Origin of the sequence: Streptomyces sp. NPDC046712 (genome assembly GCF_040645695.1) — a bacterium.
Classification (GTDB): Bacteria; Actinomycetota; Actinomycetes; order Streptomycetales; family Streptomycetaceae; genus Streptomyces.
In genome coordinates this window covers 117,309-137,339 of sequence record NZ_JBEYYW010000015.1, presented here as the reverse complement: position 1 = coordinate 137,339, position 20,031 = coordinate 117,309, and the positions used below count along the sequence as shown (strand labels likewise).

The 20,031-nt window shown below is 72.0% G+C and carries 21 protein-coding genes; 5 read left to right on the top strand and 16 right to left on the bottom strand.

Annotated features, from left to right (window positions below; all coding sequences use genetic code 11):
- Both ABZ939_RS20860 and ABZ939_RS20855 read right to left on the bottom strand, forming a co-directional pair.
- The gene (locus tag ABZ939_RS20860; RefSeq protein WP_361856992.1) at window positions 1-1,203 is read right to left on the bottom strand and encodes an amino acid aminotransferase; all 1,203 of its coding nucleotides are present in this window, start codon (window positions 1,201-1,203) and stop codon (window positions 1-3) included.
- On the bottom strand, window positions 1,196-2,155 hold the full coding sequence (locus ABZ939_RS20855; RefSeq protein ID WP_361856989.1) for a DMT family transporter: 960 nt from the start codon (window positions 2,153-2,155) through the stop codon (window positions 1,196-1,198). The genes ABZ939_RS20860 and ABZ939_RS20855 overlap by 8 nt, the downstream gene beginning before the upstream one ends.
- 139 nt (window positions 2,156-2,294) lie before the next feature.
- Here ABZ939_RS20855 and ABZ939_RS20850 point away from each other — a divergent pair, with 139 nt between their 5' ends.
- Window positions 2,295-2,780, top strand: coding sequence for an Lrp/AsnC family transcriptional regulator (locus tag ABZ939_RS20850; protein ID WP_361857122.1), 486 nt, complete (start codon window positions 2,295-2,297; stop codon window positions 2,778-2,780).
- Here ABZ939_RS20850 and ABZ939_RS20845 read toward each other — a convergent pair.
- From ABZ939_RS20845 to ABZ939_RS20835, 3 genes are all read right to left on the bottom strand, one after another.
- Window positions 2,773-3,291: an O-acetyl-ADP-ribose deacetylase gene (locus ABZ939_RS20845; RefSeq protein ID WP_361856986.1), complete on the bottom strand. Its 519-nt coding sequence runs from the start codon at window positions 3,289-3,291 to the stop codon at window positions 2,773-2,775. The two genes, ABZ939_RS20850 and ABZ939_RS20845, sit on opposite strands and share 8 nt — an antisense overlap.
- Window positions 3,292-3,298: 7 nt before the next feature.
- On the bottom strand, window positions 3,299-4,720 hold the full coding sequence (locus tag ABZ939_RS20840) for an NAD(P)/FAD-dependent oxidoreductase (protein ID WP_361856984.1): 1,422 nt from the start codon (window positions 4,718-4,720) through the stop codon (window positions 3,299-3,301).
- Window positions 4,721-4,783: 63 nt separating this feature from the next.
- The gene (locus ABZ939_RS20835; RefSeq protein ID WP_361856981.1) at window positions 4,784-5,620 is read right to left on the bottom strand and encodes an inositol monophosphatase family protein; all 837 of its coding nucleotides are present in this window, start codon (window positions 5,618-5,620) and stop codon (window positions 4,784-4,786) included.
- A 120-nt stretch (window positions 5,621-5,740) separates the two neighbouring features.
- Here ABZ939_RS20835 and ABZ939_RS20830 point away from each other — a divergent pair, with 120 nt between their 5' ends.
- Both ABZ939_RS20830 and ABZ939_RS20825 read left to right on the top strand, forming a co-directional pair.
- The gene (locus ABZ939_RS20830) at window positions 5,741-6,796 is read left to right on the top strand and encodes a biotin/lipoate A/B protein ligase family protein (protein ID WP_361856978.1); all 1,056 of its coding nucleotides are present in this window, start codon (window positions 5,741-5,743) and stop codon (window positions 6,794-6,796) included.
- Window positions 6,797-6,805: 9 nt separating this feature from the next.
- Window positions 6,806-7,690: a hypothetical protein gene (locus ABZ939_RS20825; RefSeq protein WP_361856975.1), complete on the top strand. Its 885-nt coding sequence runs from the start codon at window positions 6,806-6,808 to the stop codon at window positions 7,688-7,690.
- Here ABZ939_RS20825 and ABZ939_RS20820 read toward each other — a convergent pair.
- The 7 genes from ABZ939_RS20820 to ABZ939_RS20790 form a co-directional block, all read right to left on the bottom strand.
- A complete protein-coding gene (locus ABZ939_RS20820; RefSeq protein ID WP_361856972.1) occupies window positions 7,687-9,099 on the bottom strand; it encodes an amidase in 1,413 nt (470 codons plus the stop codon). The two genes, ABZ939_RS20825 and ABZ939_RS20820, sit on opposite strands and share 4 nt — an antisense overlap.
- 98 nt (window positions 9,100-9,197) lie before the next feature.
- Window positions 9,198-10,712: an NCS1 family nucleobase:cation symporter-1 gene (locus ABZ939_RS20815; protein WP_361856969.1), complete on the bottom strand. Its 1,515-nt coding sequence runs from the start codon at window positions 10,710-10,712 to the stop codon at window positions 9,198-9,200.
- A 70-nt stretch (window positions 10,713-10,782) separates the two neighbouring features.
- Complete coding sequence (locus tag ABZ939_RS20810; protein WP_361856966.1) at window positions 10,783-11,784, bottom strand: TIGR03842 family LLM class F420-dependent oxidoreductase; 1,002 nt, start codon at window positions 11,782-11,784, stop codon at window positions 10,783-10,785.
- Window positions 11,785-11,793: 9 nt separating this feature from the next.
- Complete coding sequence (gene hydA / locus ABZ939_RS20805; protein WP_361856964.1) at window positions 11,794-13,197, bottom strand: dihydropyrimidinase; 1,404 nt, start codon at window positions 13,195-13,197, stop codon at window positions 11,794-11,796.
- Window positions 13,198-13,225: 28 nt separating this feature from the next.
- Window positions 13,226-14,506, bottom strand: a complete 1,281-nt coding sequence (locus ABZ939_RS20800) for an aspartate aminotransferase family protein (RefSeq protein WP_361856961.1) — start codon at window positions 14,504-14,506, stop codon at window positions 13,226-13,228.
- Complete coding sequence (locus ABZ939_RS20795) at window positions 14,503-15,345, bottom strand: nitrilase-related carbon-nitrogen hydrolase (protein ID WP_361856958.1); 843 nt, start codon at window positions 15,343-15,345, stop codon at window positions 14,503-14,505. The genes ABZ939_RS20800 and ABZ939_RS20795 overlap by 4 nt, the downstream gene beginning before the upstream one ends.
- 244 nt (window positions 15,346-15,589) lie before the next feature.
- Window positions 15,590-16,147, bottom strand: a complete 558-nt coding sequence (locus ABZ939_RS20790; RefSeq protein ID WP_361856955.1) for a TetR/AcrR family transcriptional regulator — start codon at window positions 16,145-16,147, stop codon at window positions 15,590-15,592.
- 97 nt (window positions 16,148-16,244) lie between these two features.
- Here ABZ939_RS20790 and ABZ939_RS20785 point away from each other — a divergent pair, with 97 nt between their 5' ends.
- Window positions 16,245-16,853 (top strand): DUF2867 domain-containing protein, encoded by a 609-nt coding sequence (locus tag ABZ939_RS20785; protein WP_361856953.1) that lies wholly within the window; start codon window positions 16,245-16,247, stop codon window positions 16,851-16,853.
- A gap of 31 nt (window positions 16,854-16,884) precedes the next feature.
- Here the strand turns inward: ABZ939_RS20785 and ABZ939_RS20780 are convergent, their stop codons facing one another.
- The 3 genes from ABZ939_RS20780 to ABZ939_RS20770 all read right to left on the bottom strand — a co-directional run bounded on the left by ABZ939_RS20780 (window position 16,885) and on the right by ABZ939_RS20770 (window position 19,043).
- Window positions 16,885-18,135, bottom strand: coding sequence for a UL36 very large tegument protein (locus tag ABZ939_RS20780; RefSeq protein ID WP_361856950.1), 1,251 nt, complete (start codon window positions 18,133-18,135; stop codon window positions 16,885-16,887).
- Window positions 18,136-18,243: 108 nt separating this feature from the next.
- On the bottom strand, window positions 18,244-18,624 hold the full coding sequence (locus ABZ939_RS20775) for a PPOX class F420-dependent oxidoreductase (RefSeq protein ID WP_361856948.1): 381 nt from the start codon (window positions 18,622-18,624) through the stop codon (window positions 18,244-18,246).
- A 35-nt stretch (window positions 18,625-18,659) separates the two neighbouring features.
- Entirely contained in the window at window positions 18,660-19,043 is a 384-nt protein-coding gene (locus ABZ939_RS20770) for a helix-turn-helix domain-containing protein (RefSeq protein WP_361856945.1), read from the bottom strand.
- Between the two features lie 61 nt (window positions 19,044-19,104).
- Between ABZ939_RS20770 and ABZ939_RS20765 the strand changes: the two genes are divergently transcribed.
- Window positions 19,105-19,761 (top strand): NAD(P)H-binding protein, encoded by a 657-nt coding sequence (locus ABZ939_RS20765; protein WP_361856942.1) that lies wholly within the window; start codon window positions 19,105-19,107, stop codon window positions 19,759-19,761.
- A 7-nt stretch (window positions 19,762-19,768) separates the two neighbouring features.
- Here ABZ939_RS20765 and ABZ939_RS20760 read toward each other — a convergent pair whose 3' ends face one another.
- Entirely contained in the window at window positions 19,769-20,020 is a 252-nt protein-coding gene (locus ABZ939_RS20760) for a helix-turn-helix transcriptional regulator (protein ID WP_361856939.1), read from the bottom strand.
- Between the last annotated feature and the right edge of the window lie 11 nt (window positions 20,021-20,031).

The following is a 20,031-nucleotide window of genomic DNA, read 5'->3' as shown; positions in this document are numbered from 1 at the left end:
TCAGACGGACGACATGGCGCGGGGCGTCTCGCGGGGCGCCTTCAGGACTGTGGCGATGCCCTGCGCCAGGTACGGGATGCGGTGCGCGGAGACACCGGCGATGTTGATGCGCCCCGAGGTCGTGCCGTAGATGCCGTACTGCCGGCGCAGCCGGTGCATCTGGTCCGGGGTGAGCGGCAGCATCGAGAACATGCCCTTCTGCCGTGCGAGTGACGTCGCCTGCTCCTCGCTGCCGAGCGCGCGGAGATGGGCGACGAGGTCCGCGCGGTTGGCCGTGATGCGGTGCCGCATGCCGTCGAGCTCCGCCAGCCAGGCGGCCCGCAGCCGCTCGTCCTCCAGGACGGTGGCGACGACGGCGGCGCCGTGCTCGGGCGGCATCGAGTACAGGGTGCGCGCGGCGTTCTGGAGTGCCGTCTCGACGTGCCGCAGCGCCTTCGCCGACGATCCCACGACGATGGCGCAGCCGGTGCGGTCGCTGTAGAGGCCGAAGTTCTTGGAGCAGCTGACGGCGATCAGCACCTCGGGCAGCCGCTCGGCCAGCATCCGGGTCGCCCACAGGTCGGCGGTGAGGCCGTCGCCGAGCCCGTGGTACGCCAGGTCGACGAAGGGGACCCAGCCGTTCGCCGCGGAGAGGGTGGCCAGCTCCTCCCACATCTCGACGGTGGGGTCGATTCCCGTGGGGTTGTGGCAGCAGCCCTGGAGCAGGACGACGTCGTCCCGGCGGGCGGCGGCGAGGTCGCCGAGCATGCCGGCGCCGTGTCCGTACGTCCGGACCCGGAGGCCGGCGCCTTCCAGGATGGGTCGGTGGTTGACGTAGGCGGGGTCACTGATCCACACCGTCGTGCCGGGGCGGGTCCGGCTCACCAGATCGGCGAGCAGGCGCAGGGCTCCGGTGCCCGCCACGGTCTGGACGGCTGTCGCCCGCGCCGTGAGGTCCTCGGTGCCGAGGCCCCCGAGAACCATGGTCAGCATGGCGCGGTTGAAGGCGGTGTTGCCGGAGAGCCCGCGGTACTCCTTGGAGATGGAACGTTCCGCCAGGCGTATCTCGGCCTCCTTGACCGCCGCCATGACCGGGGTGCCCCCGGTGTGGTCGCGGTAGACGCCGAGGACGAGGTTCAGGCGCTCGGGGCGCGGATCGGCGGCGAACTCGGCGGCCAGGTCCCACAGCGGGTCCACGGGCGGGGCGGGAAGAAGCTCAAGCATGGGCGGAGACCTTGGATCGGGGGCGCCGGTTGGCGAGCGCGACGCCGAGGGTGATGAGGGGGACGCCGAGCAGGACGGAGAGGGTCGGCGACTCGCCGAGGAGGGGTATGGCGAGCAGGACGACGGCGACCGGGCTGAGGCTGCCGACGACCGAGCTGCGCTCGGGTCCGAGCCGGCGGATGGCGAACGCGTACAGCAGCCCGGCGCACAGGCCGACGCCCAGGCCCTGGACGACGAGGAACAGCGCGATGTCGCCGCCGGCCGCCCGGGCGAGACCGGTGGGCAGGACCCCGGTCAGGGTCAGGAGCGCGATGACGGCGAAGGAGGGCAGGCAGAGCAGTCCGATGGACCCGATGGGGTCGAGGTCCACCTCGCGCAGGCCCACGGTGTAGAGGGCCCACAGTCCACTGGCGGCGAGGAGCGTTCCCACACCGAGCAGCACATCCGCGTCCAGCGCGACCGTGTGGTGCCAGACCAGCGCCACGACGCCGGCCACGATCAGCGCGAGACCGGCCGACTGGGTGCCGCGCGGGAGGCTCTTCCCGCCCGCGACCATGAGGGCGGAGACGAACAGCGGGACCATGCCGGGGACGATCGCCCCGACGAACGCGGCCGAGGTCAGCGAGCCGCCGTACATGGCGGCGAGGAAGAACGGCACCCCCGCACCACAGATGATCTTGGCCGCGGGACCGGGCCGCACCGCGGCCAGTCGGCGCCGGCGCCGCCACAGGGCGGGCGCGAGGACCACGAGGGGTACGCCGAAGCGCAGCAGGGCCGCATCGGCGGGCAGCAGCGTGGAGGCGCTCAGCGCACGGGCGCTCAGGGCGAACGCGGCCCAGATGGCCACGGTGAGCAGCAGGGCGAGCAGCCCGACGGCCTGGGGGGAGAGCCTCGTGGGCGGGCCGACGCGGCGCACCACCTGTGCCGGTGGCGACCCCACCGATTGCGTCATGCCCACCAAAGATTCCTCCTGCTCGAAGCCGACCGCCTGTGCGGCAAGGCTAGAGCTTTCGTCGAGGCAGGCGATTGCCAGTTATGCCCTCCAGACATAGCGTGGGGGCAGAATCTGCCAAGGAGTGACGTTGGACGCTGTGGACTTCCGGATCATCCACGAGTTGCAGGCGGACGGCCGCCTGTCCAACCAGGACCTCGCCGACCGGATCGGGCTCTCCCCCTCGCCCTGTCTGCGCCGGGTGCGCCGCCTGGAGGAGTCGGGCCTGGTCAGCGGCTACACGGCCATGGTGGACCAGGTCGCCTACGGTCTCCCGATCACCGTCTTCGTACGGATCCGGCTGGAGCGCCACACCGCCGAGGCGGTCAACGTGTTCGAGGAACATGTCGGTCTCATCGAGCACATCCAGGACTGCTATCTGATGGCGGGCAGCAGCGACTATCTGCTCCGGGTCGTGATCGAGAGCCTGGAGGCGTACGAGGTGTTCGTACGCACCCGGATCCACGCCATCCCCGGCATCGCGTCGATCGAATCCAGCTTCGCCTTCGGCAGCGTCAAGCAGTCCAAGGTCTATCCGCGCCCGGGCGGCCCGGCCCGCCCTCGCGCTCGGGGCGTGGTCAGCTGAGGGCGGACTCGAAGGCCGCGTACGCCGTCTCGTCGAAGAGGACGAACCGCACCTCTTCCACCGACGTGGCGGTGGCGCGCACCGTCTCGACCGCGATGCGGGCGCCGTCGTCCATCGGCCAGCCGTAGATGCCGGTGGAGATGGCGGGGAAGGCGACGGTACGAGCGCCCAGCTCGTCCGCCACCCGGAGCGACTCCCGGTAGCAGGAGGCCAGCGATTCCGACCGGTCCTCGTCCCGGGACCAGACCGGGCCGACGGTGTGGATCACCCAGCGGGCGTCGAGCCGGCCCGCCGTGGTGGCGACGGCCTTGCCGGTGGCCAGGCCCCGGCCGTAGTGGCCCGCGCGGAGCTTGCGGCACTCCTCCAGGATCGCCGGGCCGCCGCGGCGGTGGATGGCGCCGTCGACCCCGCCGCCGCCGAGGAGGGAGGAGTTCGCGGCGTTGACGATGGCGTCGACGTGCTGCTCGGTGATGTCGCCGCGGACGAGGACGAGGGCCGGTTCGGTGCTCATGCGTCCATCATCGCGCCGCGGCGCGCAGCCGGCGCCACACCGCCTTGGCCGCGTTGTGGCCGGACATACCGTGAACGCCCGGGCCCGGAGGGGTCGCGGAGGAGCAGAGGAAGACCGCGGGGTGCGGGGTGTCGTACGGACGCAGCGACAGCTTGGGGCGCAGCAGCAGTTGGAGCCCGCGGGCCGCGCCGCAGGCGATGTCGCCGCCCACGTAATTGGCGTTGCGCACGGCGAGTTCGGGCGGTCCGGCGGTGGCACGGGCCAGGACGAGGTCGCGGAAGCCGGGGGCGAAGCGCTCGATCTGGCGCTCCACGGCGTCGGTGAGGTCGCCCTCCCAGCCGTTCGGCACATGGCCGTACGCCCAGAAGGCCTGCTTGCCCTCGGGAGCGCGGCCGGGGTCGACGAGGCTGGGCTGGGCGGTGATGAGGAAGGGCGTGCGGGGGGCCGTACCGGAGGACGCCTGGTTCAGGGCGGCGCCGATCTCGCCGCTGGTGGGCCCGATCTGGACGGTGCCCGCCCGGCGTGGCGCCTCCGCCGTCCATGGCACGGGACCGTCCAACGCGTAGTCGACCTTGAAGACGCTCGCGCCGTAGCGGTAGTGGTCGTAGTGGCCGCCGAAGCCGGCGATCCGGGCCAGGGCCGTGGGCGAGGTGTCGAAGACGTACGCACGGGCGGGTGGCAGGTCGTCGAGCCGCTTGACCTCGTAATCGGTGTGGACGGCGCCGCCCAGGTCCTTCAGATACGCGGTGAGGGCGTCCGCGATCGCCTGCGAGCCGCCGCGCGGCATCGGCCAGCCGCCCTCGTGCGCGGCGAGCGCGAAGACGAGTCCGACCGCCGTGGTGGCGAACCCGCCCAGCGGGGCGATGACATGACCGACGAGGCCCGCGAACAGGGCGCGCGCCTTCTCGTCCTTGAAACGGCGCAGGAGCCAGGTCGCGGGCCGCAGGCCGTCGAGCCCGAACCGGGCGAGCGTGACCGGGTCCCGGGGCAGCGCGGTGAGCGGCAGGGACATGAAGTCCCGTGCCAGGGTGTCCCACTTGCCGAGGTACGGGGCGACGAGCCGGCGGTACGTGCCGGCGTCGCGGGGCCCGAAGGAGGCGGCGGTCTCGGCGACGGACCGGGAGAGTACCGCGGCGGTGCCGTCGTCCCAGGGGTGCGCCATGGGCAGCCGGGGGTGCAGCCACTCCAGGCCGTACCGGTCCAGCGGCATCGTCTTGAAGACGGGTGAGCCGACTCCCAGTGGGTGTACGGCGGAACAGGGGTCGTGGCGGAAACCGGGGAGCGTCAGCTCCTCGGTCCTGGCACCGCCGCCCACGGTGGACATGGCCTCGAACACGGCGACGGAGAAGCCCCGTCGGGCCAGCTCCACCGCGGCGGTCAGTCCGTTGGGTCCCGCCCCCACGACGACGGCATCGAGCATCGACGGCACCTTCGGACTCCTTCGTCAGCCGATGGCCAAGGCTCCCAGGATATTCCTGGGCCCCGGCGCCCCTCACCGCCCCCGCAGCAGTGTCCGGATCCGATCGGCGGTGGCCTTGTCGCGAGCTGCCGTGAACGGCAGTGCGTTGCCTCCGGTGATACGGAACGGCTCGCCGGCGAGTGTCGTGTGCGTGCCGCCCGCCTCGGTCACCAGGAGCAGTCCGGCCGCGTGGTCCCACGCGTACTCCCAGGAGAAGGCGGTGGCGTCGAGGAGGCCCCGGGCGACGTCCAGGTACTCGAGTCCGGCGGAGCCACAGGGGCGCGGGCGGACACCGTCGGTGTTCAGGCCGAGCAGGGCGCGCTTCTGGTCCTCGGTGGTGTAGTCGGGGTGGGAGGTGGCGACGTCGATGACCGCCCCGGGCGCGGGCGAGCCGGACCGTATCGGCTCGCCGTTGAGCGTGGCCCCTCGTCCGCGCACCGCGACCGCCATCTCCTCGAGGGCGGGGGCGAACGTCCAGGAGGCGAGCAGCTCGCCGCGCTGCGCGAGCGCGACGAGGGTGCAGAAGCCGGGCTCTCCGCTCACGAACTGACGGGTGCCGTCGACCGGGTCGACGATCCAGACCGGGGCGTCTCCCTGGATCGCCTCGTAGACCGCCGGGTCGGCGTGCACGGACTCCTCGCCGACCACCACGGAGCCTGGCAGCAACGCGGTCAGAGACCGGGTCAGATGGGCCTCCGCGGCCCGGTCGGCGACCGTCACCAGGTCGTGCGGCCCGTTCTTCTCGACGATCTCGTGCGCGGCGAGCTGACGGAAGCGCGGCGTGATCTCGGCCGCGGCCGCCTTGCGGACCGCCTCCTCCACCTCGGTCGTACCACCGGCGAGGACGTGGTCAAGGAAGTCATCGATCATGCGTCCAGCTAAGCACGGTGGGCTGACGGCCGAGCATCGGACTTGTCACCCCCTGTTTCCCCGCGGAGTACGCTTTGGACCGGTTCACCCCTTACGGGGAAACGGGGCAAGGGAGGGTCCGTGCACGGCGAGTACAAGGTTCCCGGCGGAAAGCTGGTGGTCGTCGACCTGGAGACGCGCGACGGCGTCCTCGCGGACGTCCGGGTCGCGGGCGACTTCTTCCTGGAGCCGGACGAGGCGATCCTCGCCATCGACCGCGCCCTGGAGGGCGCCCCCGTCGACACCGACGCGTCGGGACTCGCGGCCCGGATCGACGCGGCGCTGCCGCCCGGCACGGAGATGTACGGGCTCACCACCGAGGGCATCGGGGTCGCCGTCCGCCGGGCCCTCGCGCACGCCACCGACTGGACCGACTACGACTGGCAGCTGATCCACGAGCCGCCGCAGTCCCCCGCCCTGCACATGGCCCTCGACGAGGTCCTCACGGCCGAGGTCGCGGCCGGCCGCCGCGCGCCGACCCTGCGGGTCTGGGAGTGGGGCGCGCCCGCCGTCGTGATCGGCAGCTTCCAGTCGCTCCGCAACGAGGTGGATCCGCGGGCGGCCGAGCGGCACGGCTTCGAGGTGGTCCGCCGGATCAGCGGCGGCGGCGCCATGTTCATCGAACCGGGCAACACCATCACGTACTCGCTCTCCGTCCCCGACGCCCTGGTCCAGGGGCTGTCCTTCACCGACAGCTACGCCTATCTCGACGACTGGGTGCTCGGGGCGCTCGGCGACATGGGGGTCAAGGCCTGGTACCAGCCGCTGAACGACATCGCCACGGACGCCGGAAAGATCGCGGGCGCGGCCCAGAAGCGGATGGTGACGGGCGAGGGCGCGGTCCTGCACCACGTGACGATGGCGTACGACATCGACGCCGACAAGATGACGGACGTCCTGCGGATCGGCCGGGAGAAGCTCTCCGACAAGGGCACGAAGAGCGCGAAGAAGCGGGTGGATCCGCTGCGCCGGCAGACGGGTCTGCCGCGCGAGGCCGTGATCGAGCGGATGATCGGCTCCTTCCGGGGCCGGTACGGCCTGTCGGAGGGCCGGGTGACGGAAGAGGAGATGGCCCGCGCCAAGGAGCTGGCCGCGGCGAAGTTCGCGACACGGGAGTGGACGGCGCGGGTGCCGTAGGCTCGCCGGATGCGTGTCGAACGGCCGGTGACGCCGGATCTGCGGATGGAGTGCGCCGACGGGCGGCGGCTGATCCTGGTCCAGGACGGCGTTCCTGTGCTCTTCGCACGGCAGCGCGCCACCTTGCGCGGGGTGCACTACGCGAGGACCGGCCGGTACGTCTCCCCGCTCGCGCCGCTCCGGGCCGAACAGGCCCGCGCCTTCGCCGAGTTCGCGGAGCCCGGGTCGGAGGAGTGGACCGAGCGCTGGGCGGCGCACGCCGGGAGCGCCTTGCGGAAGGCGGGCAACGGGCCTCTCCACGCGGGGGATTGGAATCTCACTCCGGATGTCAGCCGCTGGTTCGTGGACCGCAACTGGCCCAGACTCCTGGCCCACGACCCCGATCGGGGCCATCTCACCTGGTTCGGCTACGGCGACCCGGAGGAGGACGCCCGCGACCTGCTGCCGCTGCGGAAGCTGTCGCATCCGGAGGCACCGCGCGTGAGGGCCTACCGCAGGCAGTACCGGGAGGGCGCCCTGCCCCCGGTTCTCGCCTGGTGGATCAGCGGCCTCAACTCCCCTGTGGTGCTGGACGGTCACGACCGGCTGACCGCCGCACTCGCCGAGGGCGGGCGGCCGCGCGTCCTGATCCTGTCCCGGGCGGTGGACGAGGAGTGGATCGCCCTCTGCGCCGAGCGGCCGGTCCTGGAGTACGAGAAGCGGATGGCCGCACTCGACGGCCCCCTCGCGGCGGTTCACGCGGCCGCCGCGGGAGGCCGACTGGCGGATGAGCTCAGGAGCATCACCCTCGCCCGCGACCTGACCAGGGCCTGGCCGCTGCCCGGCGGTGTACCGGCCTGGGAGGCGGCGGTGGCGGAACACGCCCCGGGCTGGGCCCCGGACCCCGACGCCTAGACCGGCCGAGCCGGCTCCGGCGGCCGGTGGACGAACCACTTCTGGTCGTCCTCCAGTTGGGCCGCGAGCGAGATCAGCAGCGGTTCGCTGCCCGCCGGCCCGAGGAGCTGCGCGCCGACCGGGAGGCCGTCGGGTGTGAAACCGGCCGGGACGTTCACGCCGGGCCAGCCGAGGACGTTCCAGGGCCATGCGTAGGGGCAGGCGGACGCCATCGTCAGGTCGGTGCGCCAGGCCGGCATCGCGTCGAAGGTGCCGATCCGGGGCGGGGGCGCGGCCGTCGTCGGCGCGAGGAGGACGTCGTACGCGTCGAAGAGCGCGCCGATCCTGCGGTGTTGGTGGGTCTCGCGGGCACGGGCGGCGCGCAGGGCGCGGCCGCCGAGGCGGCGGCCGGTGCGGGTGGCGCTGCGGGTGCGCGGGTCGAGCAGCGCGGGCTGGGGGTGACGGTCGGCGTACTCGGCGATCCCGGCGGTCGCGCGGGGCAGGAAGCTCAGCCCGATCAGGCCGTAGCGCGGACGCGCCTCCTCCACGGTGTGGCCGAGCCCGGCGAGGGCTTCGGCGAGGTCGGCGACGGCCCGTCGTATCCCCGCGTCGAGGGGGTTGTACGTGGCGGTGAAGGGGGCTCGCCAGGCGAGGGCGATGCGCAGCCGGCCGGGCTCCCGGCGGGCGGCGGCCGAGGCGTCGACGGCGGTCGGCCGGAAGCGGTCCCCCGTGTGCGGCCCGGCGACCGCGTCGAGGAGGAGCGCGGCGTCGCGGACGGTGCGGGCGAGCGGGCCGTTGACGGTCAGGCCCTGGAAGCAGTCGTCGTAGGGGTGGACGGAGACCCGGCCGCGTTGCGGCTTGATGCCGACGAGATGGGTCCAGGCGGCCGGGATACGGATGGATCCCGCCCCGTCGGAGCCGAGTGCGGCGGGCACGAGTCCGGCGGCGACGGCCGCCGCCGATCCGCCGGAGGAGCCTCCGGGTGTGTGGCCGGTGTTCCACGGGTTGCGGGTGGCACCGAAGGCGTGGCCTTCGGTGAACGGCCACTGTCCCAGCTCGCAGGAGTTGGTCTTCCCGACGATCACCGCCCCTGCGGCACGCAGCCGTCGTACGGCCTCGCCGTCCTCGGCCGCGTCGGGGATGTCCCCGGCGCAGCCGAACCGGGTGGGCAGTCCCGCGACGTCGGTGTCGTCCTTGACGGCGATCGGCACACCGAGCAGCGGCAGCTTCTCGCCCGCGGCGAGCCTGCGGTCGGCCTGCTCCGCCTCGGCGAGGGCGGCTTCCGGCCGGGTGCAGCGGAAGGCGTTGAGGGTGGGCTGCGTGGCCTCGATCCGGTCGAGCGCGGCCTGGACGACGGCGGTAGAGGTGACGTCTCCCTCGCCCAACTGCCGTGCCTGTTCGGCCAGTCCGGTGTAGTCGACCGCGCTCACGGCAGCCCCCTCGTCTCGTCGGCTGCCGGAACCCTACTGGAGCGTAACCTCGCTGTCAGTCCCGGCCGCCACGACCGCGGCCGACGTGCCGAACGTGACTAAGGAGTTCGCCGCCGCCTCGCCGTCATGAGCCCGGTGTACAGCAGCAGGGACGCCGCAAGCCCGACCGCCCAGCCGTAGTCGGCGAGGGGCTTCAGGAAAGGGATGAGCCCGTCCTCGGGGAAGGGGCCCTTGCCGGGGGCCGAGTGCGAGCCGCCGACCGCGAGGACACCGCCCACGGCGAAGGCCAGCACGGCTGCCGGGTTCCAGCCGCCCGCGTACCAGTACGGGCCGTCCGGCCGGTAGAGACCGGCCAGGTCGAGGACGGTCCGGCGGACGATCCAGTAGTCGGCGATGAGGACGCCCGCCACCGTACCGAGGAGACCGCCGACCAGTCCGAGCCAGGTGAAGATGTACAGCTCGGGGGTCTCGGTCAGCTTCCACGGCATGATCAGGACGCCCACGACGCCCGTGATCAGCGCGCCCGTGCGGAAGTTGACGATCTTCGGCGCGAGGTTGGCCAGGTCGTACGCCGGCGAGACCACGTTCGCCGCGATGTTCACCGAGATCGTGGCGACGAGCACGGTCACCAGGGCGAAGAGCAGGCCGAAGACGTTGTCCGTCTTCGCGGCGAGCGCGACCGGGTCCCACACGGGCGCGCCGTACACCGCCTGCGAGCCGGAGGTGACGAGGACGGAGAGCAGCGCGAAGAGCGTCATCGTCGTGGGCAGCCCCAGGGTCTGCCCCCAGATCTGCGCCCGCTGGCCCGCCCCGAAGCGGGTGAAGTCCGGGATGTTCAGCGACAGCGTCGACCAGAAGGCGATCATCCCCATGAGCGAGGGGAAGAAGACCGGCCAGAAGTCGGCTCCCCAGCCCAGCTTCGAGGGCTGGTCGAGCAGCGGCCCGAACCCGCCCGCCTTGGCGGCGATCCAGACCAGGAGCACCAGCGCGCCGACGATGACGAAGGGCGCGGCCCAGTTCTCGAAGCGGCGCAACGCCTCCATCCCCCGATAGATGATGGCGAGTTCGAGGATCCAGAAGAGGACGAAGCAGAGCCAGAGCGTCCACGGCTGGCCACCGACCTGTGCCGCCTCGGCCCAGCCGCCGAAGACCTTGTCGAGCAGGATGAAGATGCCCTGGCCGCCGATCCAGGTCTGGATGCCGAACCAGGCGCAGGCGACGCCGGCGCGGATGAGTGCGGGCAGATTGGCGCCGCGCAGTCCGAAGGAGGCGCGGGCGAGGACGGGGAACGGGATGCCGTACTTGGGTCCGGCGTGCCCGGTCAGCAGCATCGGGAGCAGGACGATGACGTTGGCCAGCGCGATGGTGAGGACGGCCTGCTTCCAGTCCATGCCGAGGGCGACGAGACCGGAGGCGAGCAGCCAGGAGGGGATGTTGTGGGCCATGCCGACCCAGAGCGCGGCGAAGTTGTACGTGGTCCAGCGGCGCCGCTCGACGGGGACGGGCAGCAGGTCGTCGTTGACGAAACGGGGGTCGGCCGGGGCCGTGCCGGGCGGGAGCTCGACACGGCCGTCGGATATGGCGGGTCTTCCTGCGGGGGTGGTTGCGGTCATGGCGGCGGAATCCTTCGTTCGGGGACGGAACGAGGCCGTGCGGGGCGTGGGGGTTCCGCAGGCGCGGGGATCAGGCGTTGATCGCGGGGATGATCTCGGAGCCGTAGGCGTCGATGGTGGCTTCCTTGGCGTCGTGCATGTTGTAGACGGCGAACTGGTCGACGCCCAGCTCCCGCAGCTTCCGCAGCTTCTCGATGTGGGCCTCGGCCGGGCCGAGGAGACAGAAGCGGTCGACGATCTCGTCGGGGACGAAGTCGGTGGAGGGGTTGTCGGCCCGGCCGTGGTGGCTGTAGTCGTAGCCGTGCCGGTCCTTGATGTACGCGGTGAGCTCCTCCGGAACCATGTCGGAGTGCTCCCCGTACTTGGAGACCAGGTCCGCGACGTGGTTGCCGACCATCCCGCCGAACCAGCGGCACTGCTCGCGGGCGTGCGCCAGGTCGTCGCCCACGTACGCGGGTGCGGCCACGCAGATGGTGAGCGCGTCGGGGTCCCGTCCCGCGTCGGTGGCGGCCTGCCGGACCGCCTTGACCATCCATTCGGTGAGGAACGGGTCGGCGAGCTGGAGGATGAAGCCGTCCGCCTTCTGTCCGGCGAGCGCCAGCGCCTTCGGGCCGTACGCGGCCATCCAGACCGGCAGTTTCCCGCCCCGTACCCAGGGGATCCGGATCGGGTTGCCGTCCACGACCGTCTCGCGGCCCTCGGCGAGGTCGCGGATGGCGTCGATGGCCTCGCCCACCCGGGCGAGGGTGTTCGGCTTGCGGCCGGCGACGCGCATCGCGGAGTCGCCGCGGCCGATGCCGCAGACGGTCCGGTTGCCGTACATGTCGTTGAGGGTGGCGAAGGTGGAGGCGGTGACCTCCCAGGTCCTGGTGCCCGGGTTGGTGACCATCGGGCCGACGTGCAGCTTGGTGGTGTGCTCCAGGATGCGGCTGTAGATGACGAAGGGCTCCTGCCAGAGCACGGCGGAGTCGAAGGTCCAGCCGTAGCGGAATCCGTTGCGCTCCGCCCGGCGCATGAGGCCGACGACCGCCGATGCGGGCGGGTCGGTCTGCAGGACGAGTCCGAAGTCCACGTCGTTCTCCTAGTTCAGGTACTGGCAGGTGGATCGGGGGGTGAACACGCCGTGTCCGGCACGGCCGGTGAACTTCCGGTGGTCGATGACGACTTCGCCGCGGGAGAGCACCGTCTCGACCTGGCCGGTGACGGTCCTCCCCTCGTACGCGGAGTAGTCGACGTTCATGTGGTGGGTGTCCACCGAGAGGGTCTGGCGGATGTGCGGGTCGTAGATGACGACGTCGGCGTCGGCGCCGGGCGCGATGGTGCCCTTCTGCGGGTACAGGCCGAACATCCGGGCCGGGGTGGCGCAGGCGATCTCGATCCAGCGGCGGCGGCTGATGTGGCCGTCGACGACGGCCTGGTGGAGCAGGTCCATACGGTTCTCCACGCCCGGCAGGCCGTTGGGAATCTTCGAGAAGTCCCCGACTCCGAGGTCCTTCTGGCCGGTGAAGCAGAACGGGCAGTGGTCGGTGGAGACCACCTGGAGGTCGTTGGTGCGCAGCCCGCGCCAGAGCGCCTCATGGTGCTCCTTCGGCCGCAGGGGCGTGGAGCAGACGTACTTCGCGCCTTCGAAGCCCGGCTCGGCGAGGTTGTCGGTGGAGAGGAAGAGGTACTGGGGACAGGTCTCGCCGAAGACGGGGAGCCCCATGTCGCGGGCGGCGGCGAGTTCCCGCACCGCCTCGTCCGCGGAGACGTGGACGACGTAGAGCGGTGCCCCGGCGACCCGGGCGAGCTGGATGGCGCGGTGGGTGGCCTCGGCCTCCAGCAGGACCTTGCGGACCTCGCCGTGATACCGGGGGTCGGTCTCGCCGCGGGCCAGGGCCTGCTCGACCAGGACGTCGATCGCGATGCCGTTCTCGGCGTGCATCATGATCAGCCCGCCGTTGGCGGCGCCCCGCTGCATGGCCCGCAGGATCTGGCCGTCGTCGCTGTAGAAGACGCCGGGGTAGGCCATGAAGAGCTTGAAGGAGGTGACCCCTTCCTGGACCAGCTTGTCCATCTCCTTGAGCGTGTGCTCGTTGACGTCGGAGAGGATCATGTGGAAGCCGTAGTCGATGGCGCAGTTGCCGTCGGCCTTGGCGTACCAGGCGTCGAGTCCTTCGCGCAGCGTGTGGCCGACGGTCTGGACGGCGAAGTCGACGATGGTGGTGGTGCCGCCCCAGGCGGCGGCCCGGGTCCCGGTCTCGAAGGTGTCGGAGGCGAAGGTGCCGCCGAACGGCAGCTCCATGTGGGTGTGCGCGTCGACGCCTCCCGGGATGACGTAGCGGTCGGTGGCGTCGATGGTGCGCTCGGCGGTCCAGTGGGCGGCGGCGGCGGAGCCGTGCGCGGCGAGCGCGGCGATCCTGCCGTCCTCGATCAGGACGTCGGCGTGGATCTCGTCGGCCGCGGTGACGACGAGGCCGCCGCGGATGAGGGTTCGGGTGCTCACGGGTGTCCCCCTGGCTGAAGGCGGTGAACTACAGGGCGCGGAGGGCCTGTTCGAGAATGTCGGCACCCTCTTCGGCCTCGGCCACGGTGAGGGAGAGCGGTGGGGCGATCCGCAGGGAGCTGGTGTTGTGGCCGCCGCCCTTGCCGATGAGCAGTCCGTTCTCACGGGCGGCCTCCAGGACGGCCGCGGCGGCCGCGGGGTCGGCCTCGTCGGTGCCGGGCCGGGTCAGCTCGATGCCGATCATCAGGCCACGGCCGCGGACCTCCCGTACCGCCTCGACGCCCGCGCCCGCGGCTCGCAGCCGCTCGATCAGCAGGCCGCCGACGCGGCGGGCGTTGCCCTGGAGGTCGTGTTCCAGGAGGTACCCGAGGTTGGCGAGGCCTGCGGCCATGGTGATCGGCGAACCACCGAAGGTGGAGATCGAGTTGGCGTCCAGACAGTTCATGATCTCGGCGCGCGCGACGACTCCGCCGACCGACATGCCGTTGCCGATGCCCTTGGCGAAGGTGAGGATGTCGGGCGGGCCCGCCTGGTCGTGCGCCTCCCAGCCCCAGAAGTGGTCGCCTGTACGACCCCAGCCGGTCTGCACCTCGTCGGAGATCCACAGGATGCCGTGCCGGTCCAGGACGCGGCGGAAGGCTGCGTAGAGGCCGTCGGGCGGGGAGGTGAAGCCGCCGACGCCCTGGATGGGTTCGGCGATGAGCGCGGCGACGTCCCGGGTGTGACCGAGGAGGTCTTCGAGGTCCGCCACGCAGGCGTCGATGAACCGTTCGTCGCTGTACTGCGCGTACGGGCCGCGGGTGCGGACGCCCCCGTGCACGTACAGGGTCTGGAGCGGGGAGAGGGTCGTCGGGGACCAGGCGCGGTTGCCGGTGATGCCGACGGTGGAGAAGGAGCGGCCGTGGTAGCTGTTGCGCATCGCGAGGATCTGGTTGGAGCGGCGGTACGCGGTGGCGAGCAGCAGGGCCGTGTCGTTGGCCTCGGTGCCGGAGGTGGTGAAGAAGACCCGGGCGTCGGGGATGCCGGAGAGGGCGGCGATCCGCTCGGCGAGCTCGACCATCGGCCGGTTGAGGTAGAGCGTGGAGGAGTGGATGATCCGGCCGGCCTGCTCGGCAACGGCCTTGGTCACCTCGGGCACGGCGTGGGCGGTCATGGTGGTGAGGATGCCGCCGAAGAAGTCGAGGTAGCGGTTCCCGTCGGCGTCCCAGACGTGGCGGCCCTCGCCGTGGGTGATCTCGATGGGGTCCTGGTAGTAGAGGGCGACCCAGTCGGGGATGACGGCGCGGTGGCGGTCGTAGAGGCTGTTCACGGCTGCACCAGCCCGTCGTACGCGTCGGGGCGGCGGTCGCGGTAGAAGGCCCACTGCTGCCGGACCTCCTCGATGAGGCGGAAGTCGAGGTCGCGGACGACGAGCTCCTCCACCTTGTCCGAGGCGACGTCTCCGACGAACTGGCCTCGGGGGTCGACGAAGTAGCTGGTGCCGTAGAAGTCGTTGTCGCCGTACTCCTCCTGACCGACCCGGTTGATGGCGGCGACGAAGTACTCGTTGGCGACGGCGGCCGCGGGCTGCTCCAGCTGCCAGAGGTAGGAGGAGAGGCCGCGCGAGGTGGCGGACGGGTTGTACACCAACTGGGCGCCGTTGAGCCCGAGTTGACGCCATCCTTCGGGGAAGTGGCGGTCGTAGCAGATGTAGACGCCGACCTTGCCGACGGCGGTGTCGAAGACCGGCCAGCCGGCGTTGCCCGGGCGGAAGTAGTACTTCTCCCAGAAGCCCTTGACCTGGGGGATGTGGTGCTTGCGGTACTTGCCGAGGTAGGAGCCGTCGGCGTCGATGACGGCGGCGGTGTTGTAGTAGAAGCCGGAGTCCTCGATCTCGAAGACGGGGACGACGATCACCATGCCGGTCTCGCGGGCCAGCTCACGCATCCTGGTGACGGTCGGCCCGTCCGGGACGGGCTCGGCCCAGCGGTAGTGCTCGGGCTCCTGCACCTGGCAGAAGTACGGAGCGTTGAACACCTCCTGGAATCCGATGACCTTGGCCCCCTGCCGGGCCGCCTCGCGGGCGTACTCCTCATGCTTGGCGATCATGGATTCGGTGTCGCCGGTCCAGGTCGCCTGGACAAGTGCGGCGCGTACGACGTCGGTCATGAGCTGCTCCTTCGGCACGGCGTCAGAGAGCCTCTACGCACGTAGACGCGGTGCGTAGGAGGAGAACGTAAGCCCCGTCACATCCCGGAGCAAGACCACCGCCGTGAACCGCCGGAGTCGATCATGTTTCATACCCGAGTGGTCCACGTCGGACACGTACCGACACGTACGGGTCCAGGCCGGTACGCCCCGGCCCGGTCGCCCAGGCCGTCCCGAGGCGGCCACCGACACCGCCCCGGGGCGGCTACCGCAGGAGCCACTCCCGGGTCAGCTCCATGACCTCCTCGCGCGTCCGGCCCGCGTGGTCGGCGGCGATCAAGTAGGTGGCGATGCGCAGCGAGAAGGTGACCAGACAGCGCACCTCGACGTCGTCCTCGTCGGGGCAGAAGTCGCTGAACAGCGAGCGCAGATACTCCATGCGCCGGTTGTCGGTGCGCCGGAGCCGTTCCGCCACGGACTCGTCGCGGCGGGCCCAGTCGCGGATCGCGAGGTCGACCGACGTGCCGGTCACCGGCCCGTCGAGGCCCGCGACGATCGTGAACAGCCGGTCGAGACGGGCCCGTCCGTCTCCTCCGCCGCTCTCGACCTGCTCGATCACCGCCTCGGCGACCTCGCGCTCCCAGGTGTCGAGCATCTCGTCGAGCAGGGCGCCGCGGTTGCGGAAGTACCCGTAGAAACCACCCTTGCTGACGCCGAGCGCCTGCGCGAGCGGCTCGATCCGGACGGCCTCCGGGCCGCCCGCGGCCAGCGCGCGCAGCCCCTCCTCGATCCACTTACCGCGCGGCGTGCGGGTCGCGCCCATGATGTGTCTCCTCTCACGCCCACCCCGTCTATACGGTGCCGTATAACCGAGTGCTAGCCTCGTTCTATACGGCATCGTATAGATAGGGGCTTGGCACATGAGACTCCCCAGCACCGCGCACACCTCCCGTCCCTGGCGCATCCACGAGATCGCGCCCGACTTCCGCCTCGAGGACGTGTGGGCCCTGCCCACCCCCGGCGGTCCCGACGACCTCGCGCGGCTGGTCGAGCAGTTCGCGAGCAAGGAAGAGCGCAACGGCGAGGGGGCGCTCTCGTCCCCCGGTCCGCGGCTGCTCTTCGCCCTCCGCTGGAAGCTCGGGAAGCTGCTGGGCCTGGACAAGGCGGGCTCCGGCGTCGGGACCCGGGTGGCCTCGCTGCGCGACCGGCTTCCCGCGGACCTCCGGGAGGGCCTGCGCGGGCCCGACCTCCAGGAGGTTCCGTTCACCTCCGTCTACCAGACGCACGACGAGTGGGTCGCCGAGATGGGCAACAAGACCGTGCACGGGGTGATGCACATCAGCTGGGTCCCCGACGGGGCCGGCGGCTACCGCGGCCAGATGGCGGTCCTGGTGAAGTCGAACGGCGTGCTCGGCGCCGTGTACATGGCCTTCATCAAGCCGTTCCGCTACCTGGGGGTGTATCCCGCGCTCATCAGGGGGATCGGGCGCGAGTGGCAGGCGCGTGAGGGCGGGAGAAGCGTGCGCTGACCCCTTCCGGCCCGGGGTGGTCCCCGGCGCCTCAGACTCCCGCCAGGCCGGCGACGCGCAGGGCGTGGACCAGGTCGCGTTCGCGGGCCGGGGACACCGCGCGGGCCGCGGCGAGGAGTTGGGGGACGAGGCCGTGCGGGTCGGCCGCCGCGAGCCGGGCGGCGTCCTCCGGGGTGCGGACCCGGACGAAGGCGGTGAGCAGGGCGTGCGCCTCGCGCTGGTGATCCTCGGCCCGCAAAGCGGCGCAGGCACCCGCCAGCTCCTCCACCGGGCGGGCGACGCCCTGGCGCAGCAGCTGGTCGCAGTCCTCGGGCCGGCCCGCGTCGGCGAGCGCTCCGGCGACGGCGGCCAGCCGCCCGGGCGGGAGCGAGGCCGCCTCCCAGAGCAGGGTGGCCCAGTCGGCGCCGAGGCCGACGCGGTGCAGTTCGGTCGCGAGGGCTGGGAGCCAGGCCGGCGGCCCGGCGACGGCCTCGCAGAGCAGCGCGTGCGCCTCGCCGCTGCGCCCCTGGGAGCGCAGCCGCTGGAGCGCGTACACCGCGTTCCCGGCGGCACGGGCCGCCTCCTCGGCGACCTCCCGCGGGGCGGCGCGGGTCACGGGGGTGGCGGGAGCCTCGGCGCCGCCGAACCGGGCGCCGCGCGGAGCCGCCCCCGCCACGGGCAGTTCCGGCACGGGGACGGCCTCCTGGGCCTCCTCGACCTCGTCCATCCACGCGTATCGGGCACCCCTGGGCCGCCGCTTGACCGCGGGGGCGGGGGAAGGGGGTGGAGGGGGCGGAGCAGGTTCTCGGTCACCGCCGAGCGCCGCGAGACGCGCCGTCAGCTCCGCGATGCGGGCCGTCGCACGGCTGAGGTCGTCCTGGGCCCAGGCGAGTTCGCCGCTCAGCCGGGCGGCGTCCGGGGAGCCCGGGGCCGCGCGCAGCCGGGCGTCCAGGTCGTGGGAGCGGGACTGGGCATGGTGCCGCTCCCGTTCCATCGCCTCCAGGCGCTCGCGCAGCGCCTCCGCCCCGCCCGGCAGCCGGTCGTGGGCCGCGGCGGCCGCCGCGTGCAGCGCCCTGGCCCTGGCCGTCTGCGGTCCGCCATCGGCCTCCCCCAGGTCCTGGAGCAGTGACGCGACGACGTCCCAGGGCAGGATCTCGGCCCCGTCGAAGCAGGACCGCAGGCCCTCCGGGTCCCGGGTCGCGAAGACCCCGTACCAGCCTTCGCCCGGCTCCAGACGCGCCGCCAGGTCTCTGAGGAAGCGCGCGAAGGCGCCGACCTCCACCGAGAGTTGATACAACGCCATATCGCCCGCACCACCCGCGTACTCGACTGGAACCCTCCGGTCCGCAGGTATTCGACCCCAGTCGTGTTACGGGACGGCTACAGACTGTTTTCGGGCAGGGCCCGTCCGTCAGAACGTCACGGCGATCCCGGTGTGAGGTCGCTTGCCTAGCCGGGCGATCATGGCCGGCCAGTCGACGACCCAGAACTGCCAGGTGTACTTGCGGGAGAGCAGCTTCCGCACCCGGCGGAGCTCCTCCCCCTCCAGGAGGCGGGCGGTGCCCTCCACCCTCGCGGCCCCCTCCTCGACCCTGCCCCGTACGTCGCAGACCGCGACCACGACCCGGGGGTCGTTGCGCAGCCGCTTGACCTTCCAGGAGTCGGTGCGGGTCCACGCGTACAGTTCGTCGCCCGCCACCGCGTACCAGACCGGTGTCGCCACCCCGCTTCCGTTCCTGCGGAAGGTGGTCAGGCTGACGTAGCGGCCGCGCCGCAGTTCCTCGGTCATCATGCGGGCGAGACTACGCAGGGGCCCGGCCGGGTCGGCTACCCGCCCTCGTACGCCGCCCTGGCCTCGGTGACCTCCGGTACGTGCGCGCGGGCCCACGCACAGGTGGTGTCGAGCGGCCCGAGCAGCGAGCGCCCCAGGGCGGTCAGCGTGTACTCGACCCGCGGCGGGTTCTCCTCGTGGACGACACGGAGGAGGAAGCCGTCGCGCTCCATGGCGCGCAGGGTCTCGGTGAGCACCTTGGGGGTGATCCAGTGCAGCGGGACGCGCAACTCCGAGAAGCGCCGCGGCCGGCCGTCCTCCAGGCAACGCAGCACCATGGCGGTCCACTTGCCGCCGACGCGGAACGGCTGGGCACGGTCGGAGCAGTCGGGGTCGCGGAACATGTCGGGGCGCAGCGGACGGGCTTCACGCTCGGTCATGCGTCCGACGCTAGCCCAGTACCGTTGAAGTAACCAGGCACCCCCGTCCTACGGTCCTGCCATGAGCGACGACACGAACGACATCATCATCTTCGGCGCCGGCGGACGGGTCGGCCGGGCGGCCGTGACGGAGGCGGTGGCCCGCGGCCACCGGGTGACCGCTGTGGTGCGCGACCCCGCCAAGTACCGTGATCTGGAAGGGGATTCGGTCAGGGTGGTACGGGGAGACGTCACCGATCCGGCGTCGGTGGCGGCCCTCGCCGCGGGCCACACAGCGGCCGTCAACGCCTCGGCACGCCTCGACATGCCCTCGGAGGAGTACTTCACCTCGGCGGCGAAGGCGCTGCTCGCAGGGCTCACGGAGGCGGGCGTGGGGCGCCTGCTCGCGGTGGGCATCGGGTCCACGCTGGAGGTCTCGCCGGGGTTGCGAGTGATGGACGCGCCCGAATTCCCCGCGGAATTCCGGGCGTTCTCGCAGGGGCATGTCGCGGAGTTCGAGCTGCTCACGACGGAGGCGGGCCCGGCACTGGACTGGCTGATGGTGGTTCCCCCGCTCGACCTGAACCAGGAGGCGCCGGTGACCGGGGGCTATCGGACGGCGGTCGGCGCGGTGCTCGACGGGCCGGGCCGGATCGCGCACGCGGACTTCGCGCGCGCCCTCCTCGACGAGATCGAGCGACCGCGCCACAGCCGGGTGCTGCTGGCCGTGTCCGTCTGAGCCCCGCTCAGACGGGGACCGGCGCGCAGCGCGTGACGATCTCGTCCATGGAGAGGTCCAGGACCCCCGCGAGCGCCGCCACGGTGAAGAAGGCGGGGGTCGGGGCCCGGCCGGTCTCGATCTTGCGGAGCGTCTCGGCGGAGAGTCCGGCGGCCGCGGCGATCTCGACCATGGAACGGCCACCGCGGGCCTCGCGCAGGAGGAGGCCGAGCCGTTCGCCGCGCTCGCGTTCTTCTGGGGTCAGGGGTGTGCGCACCATGCCCCCATTCT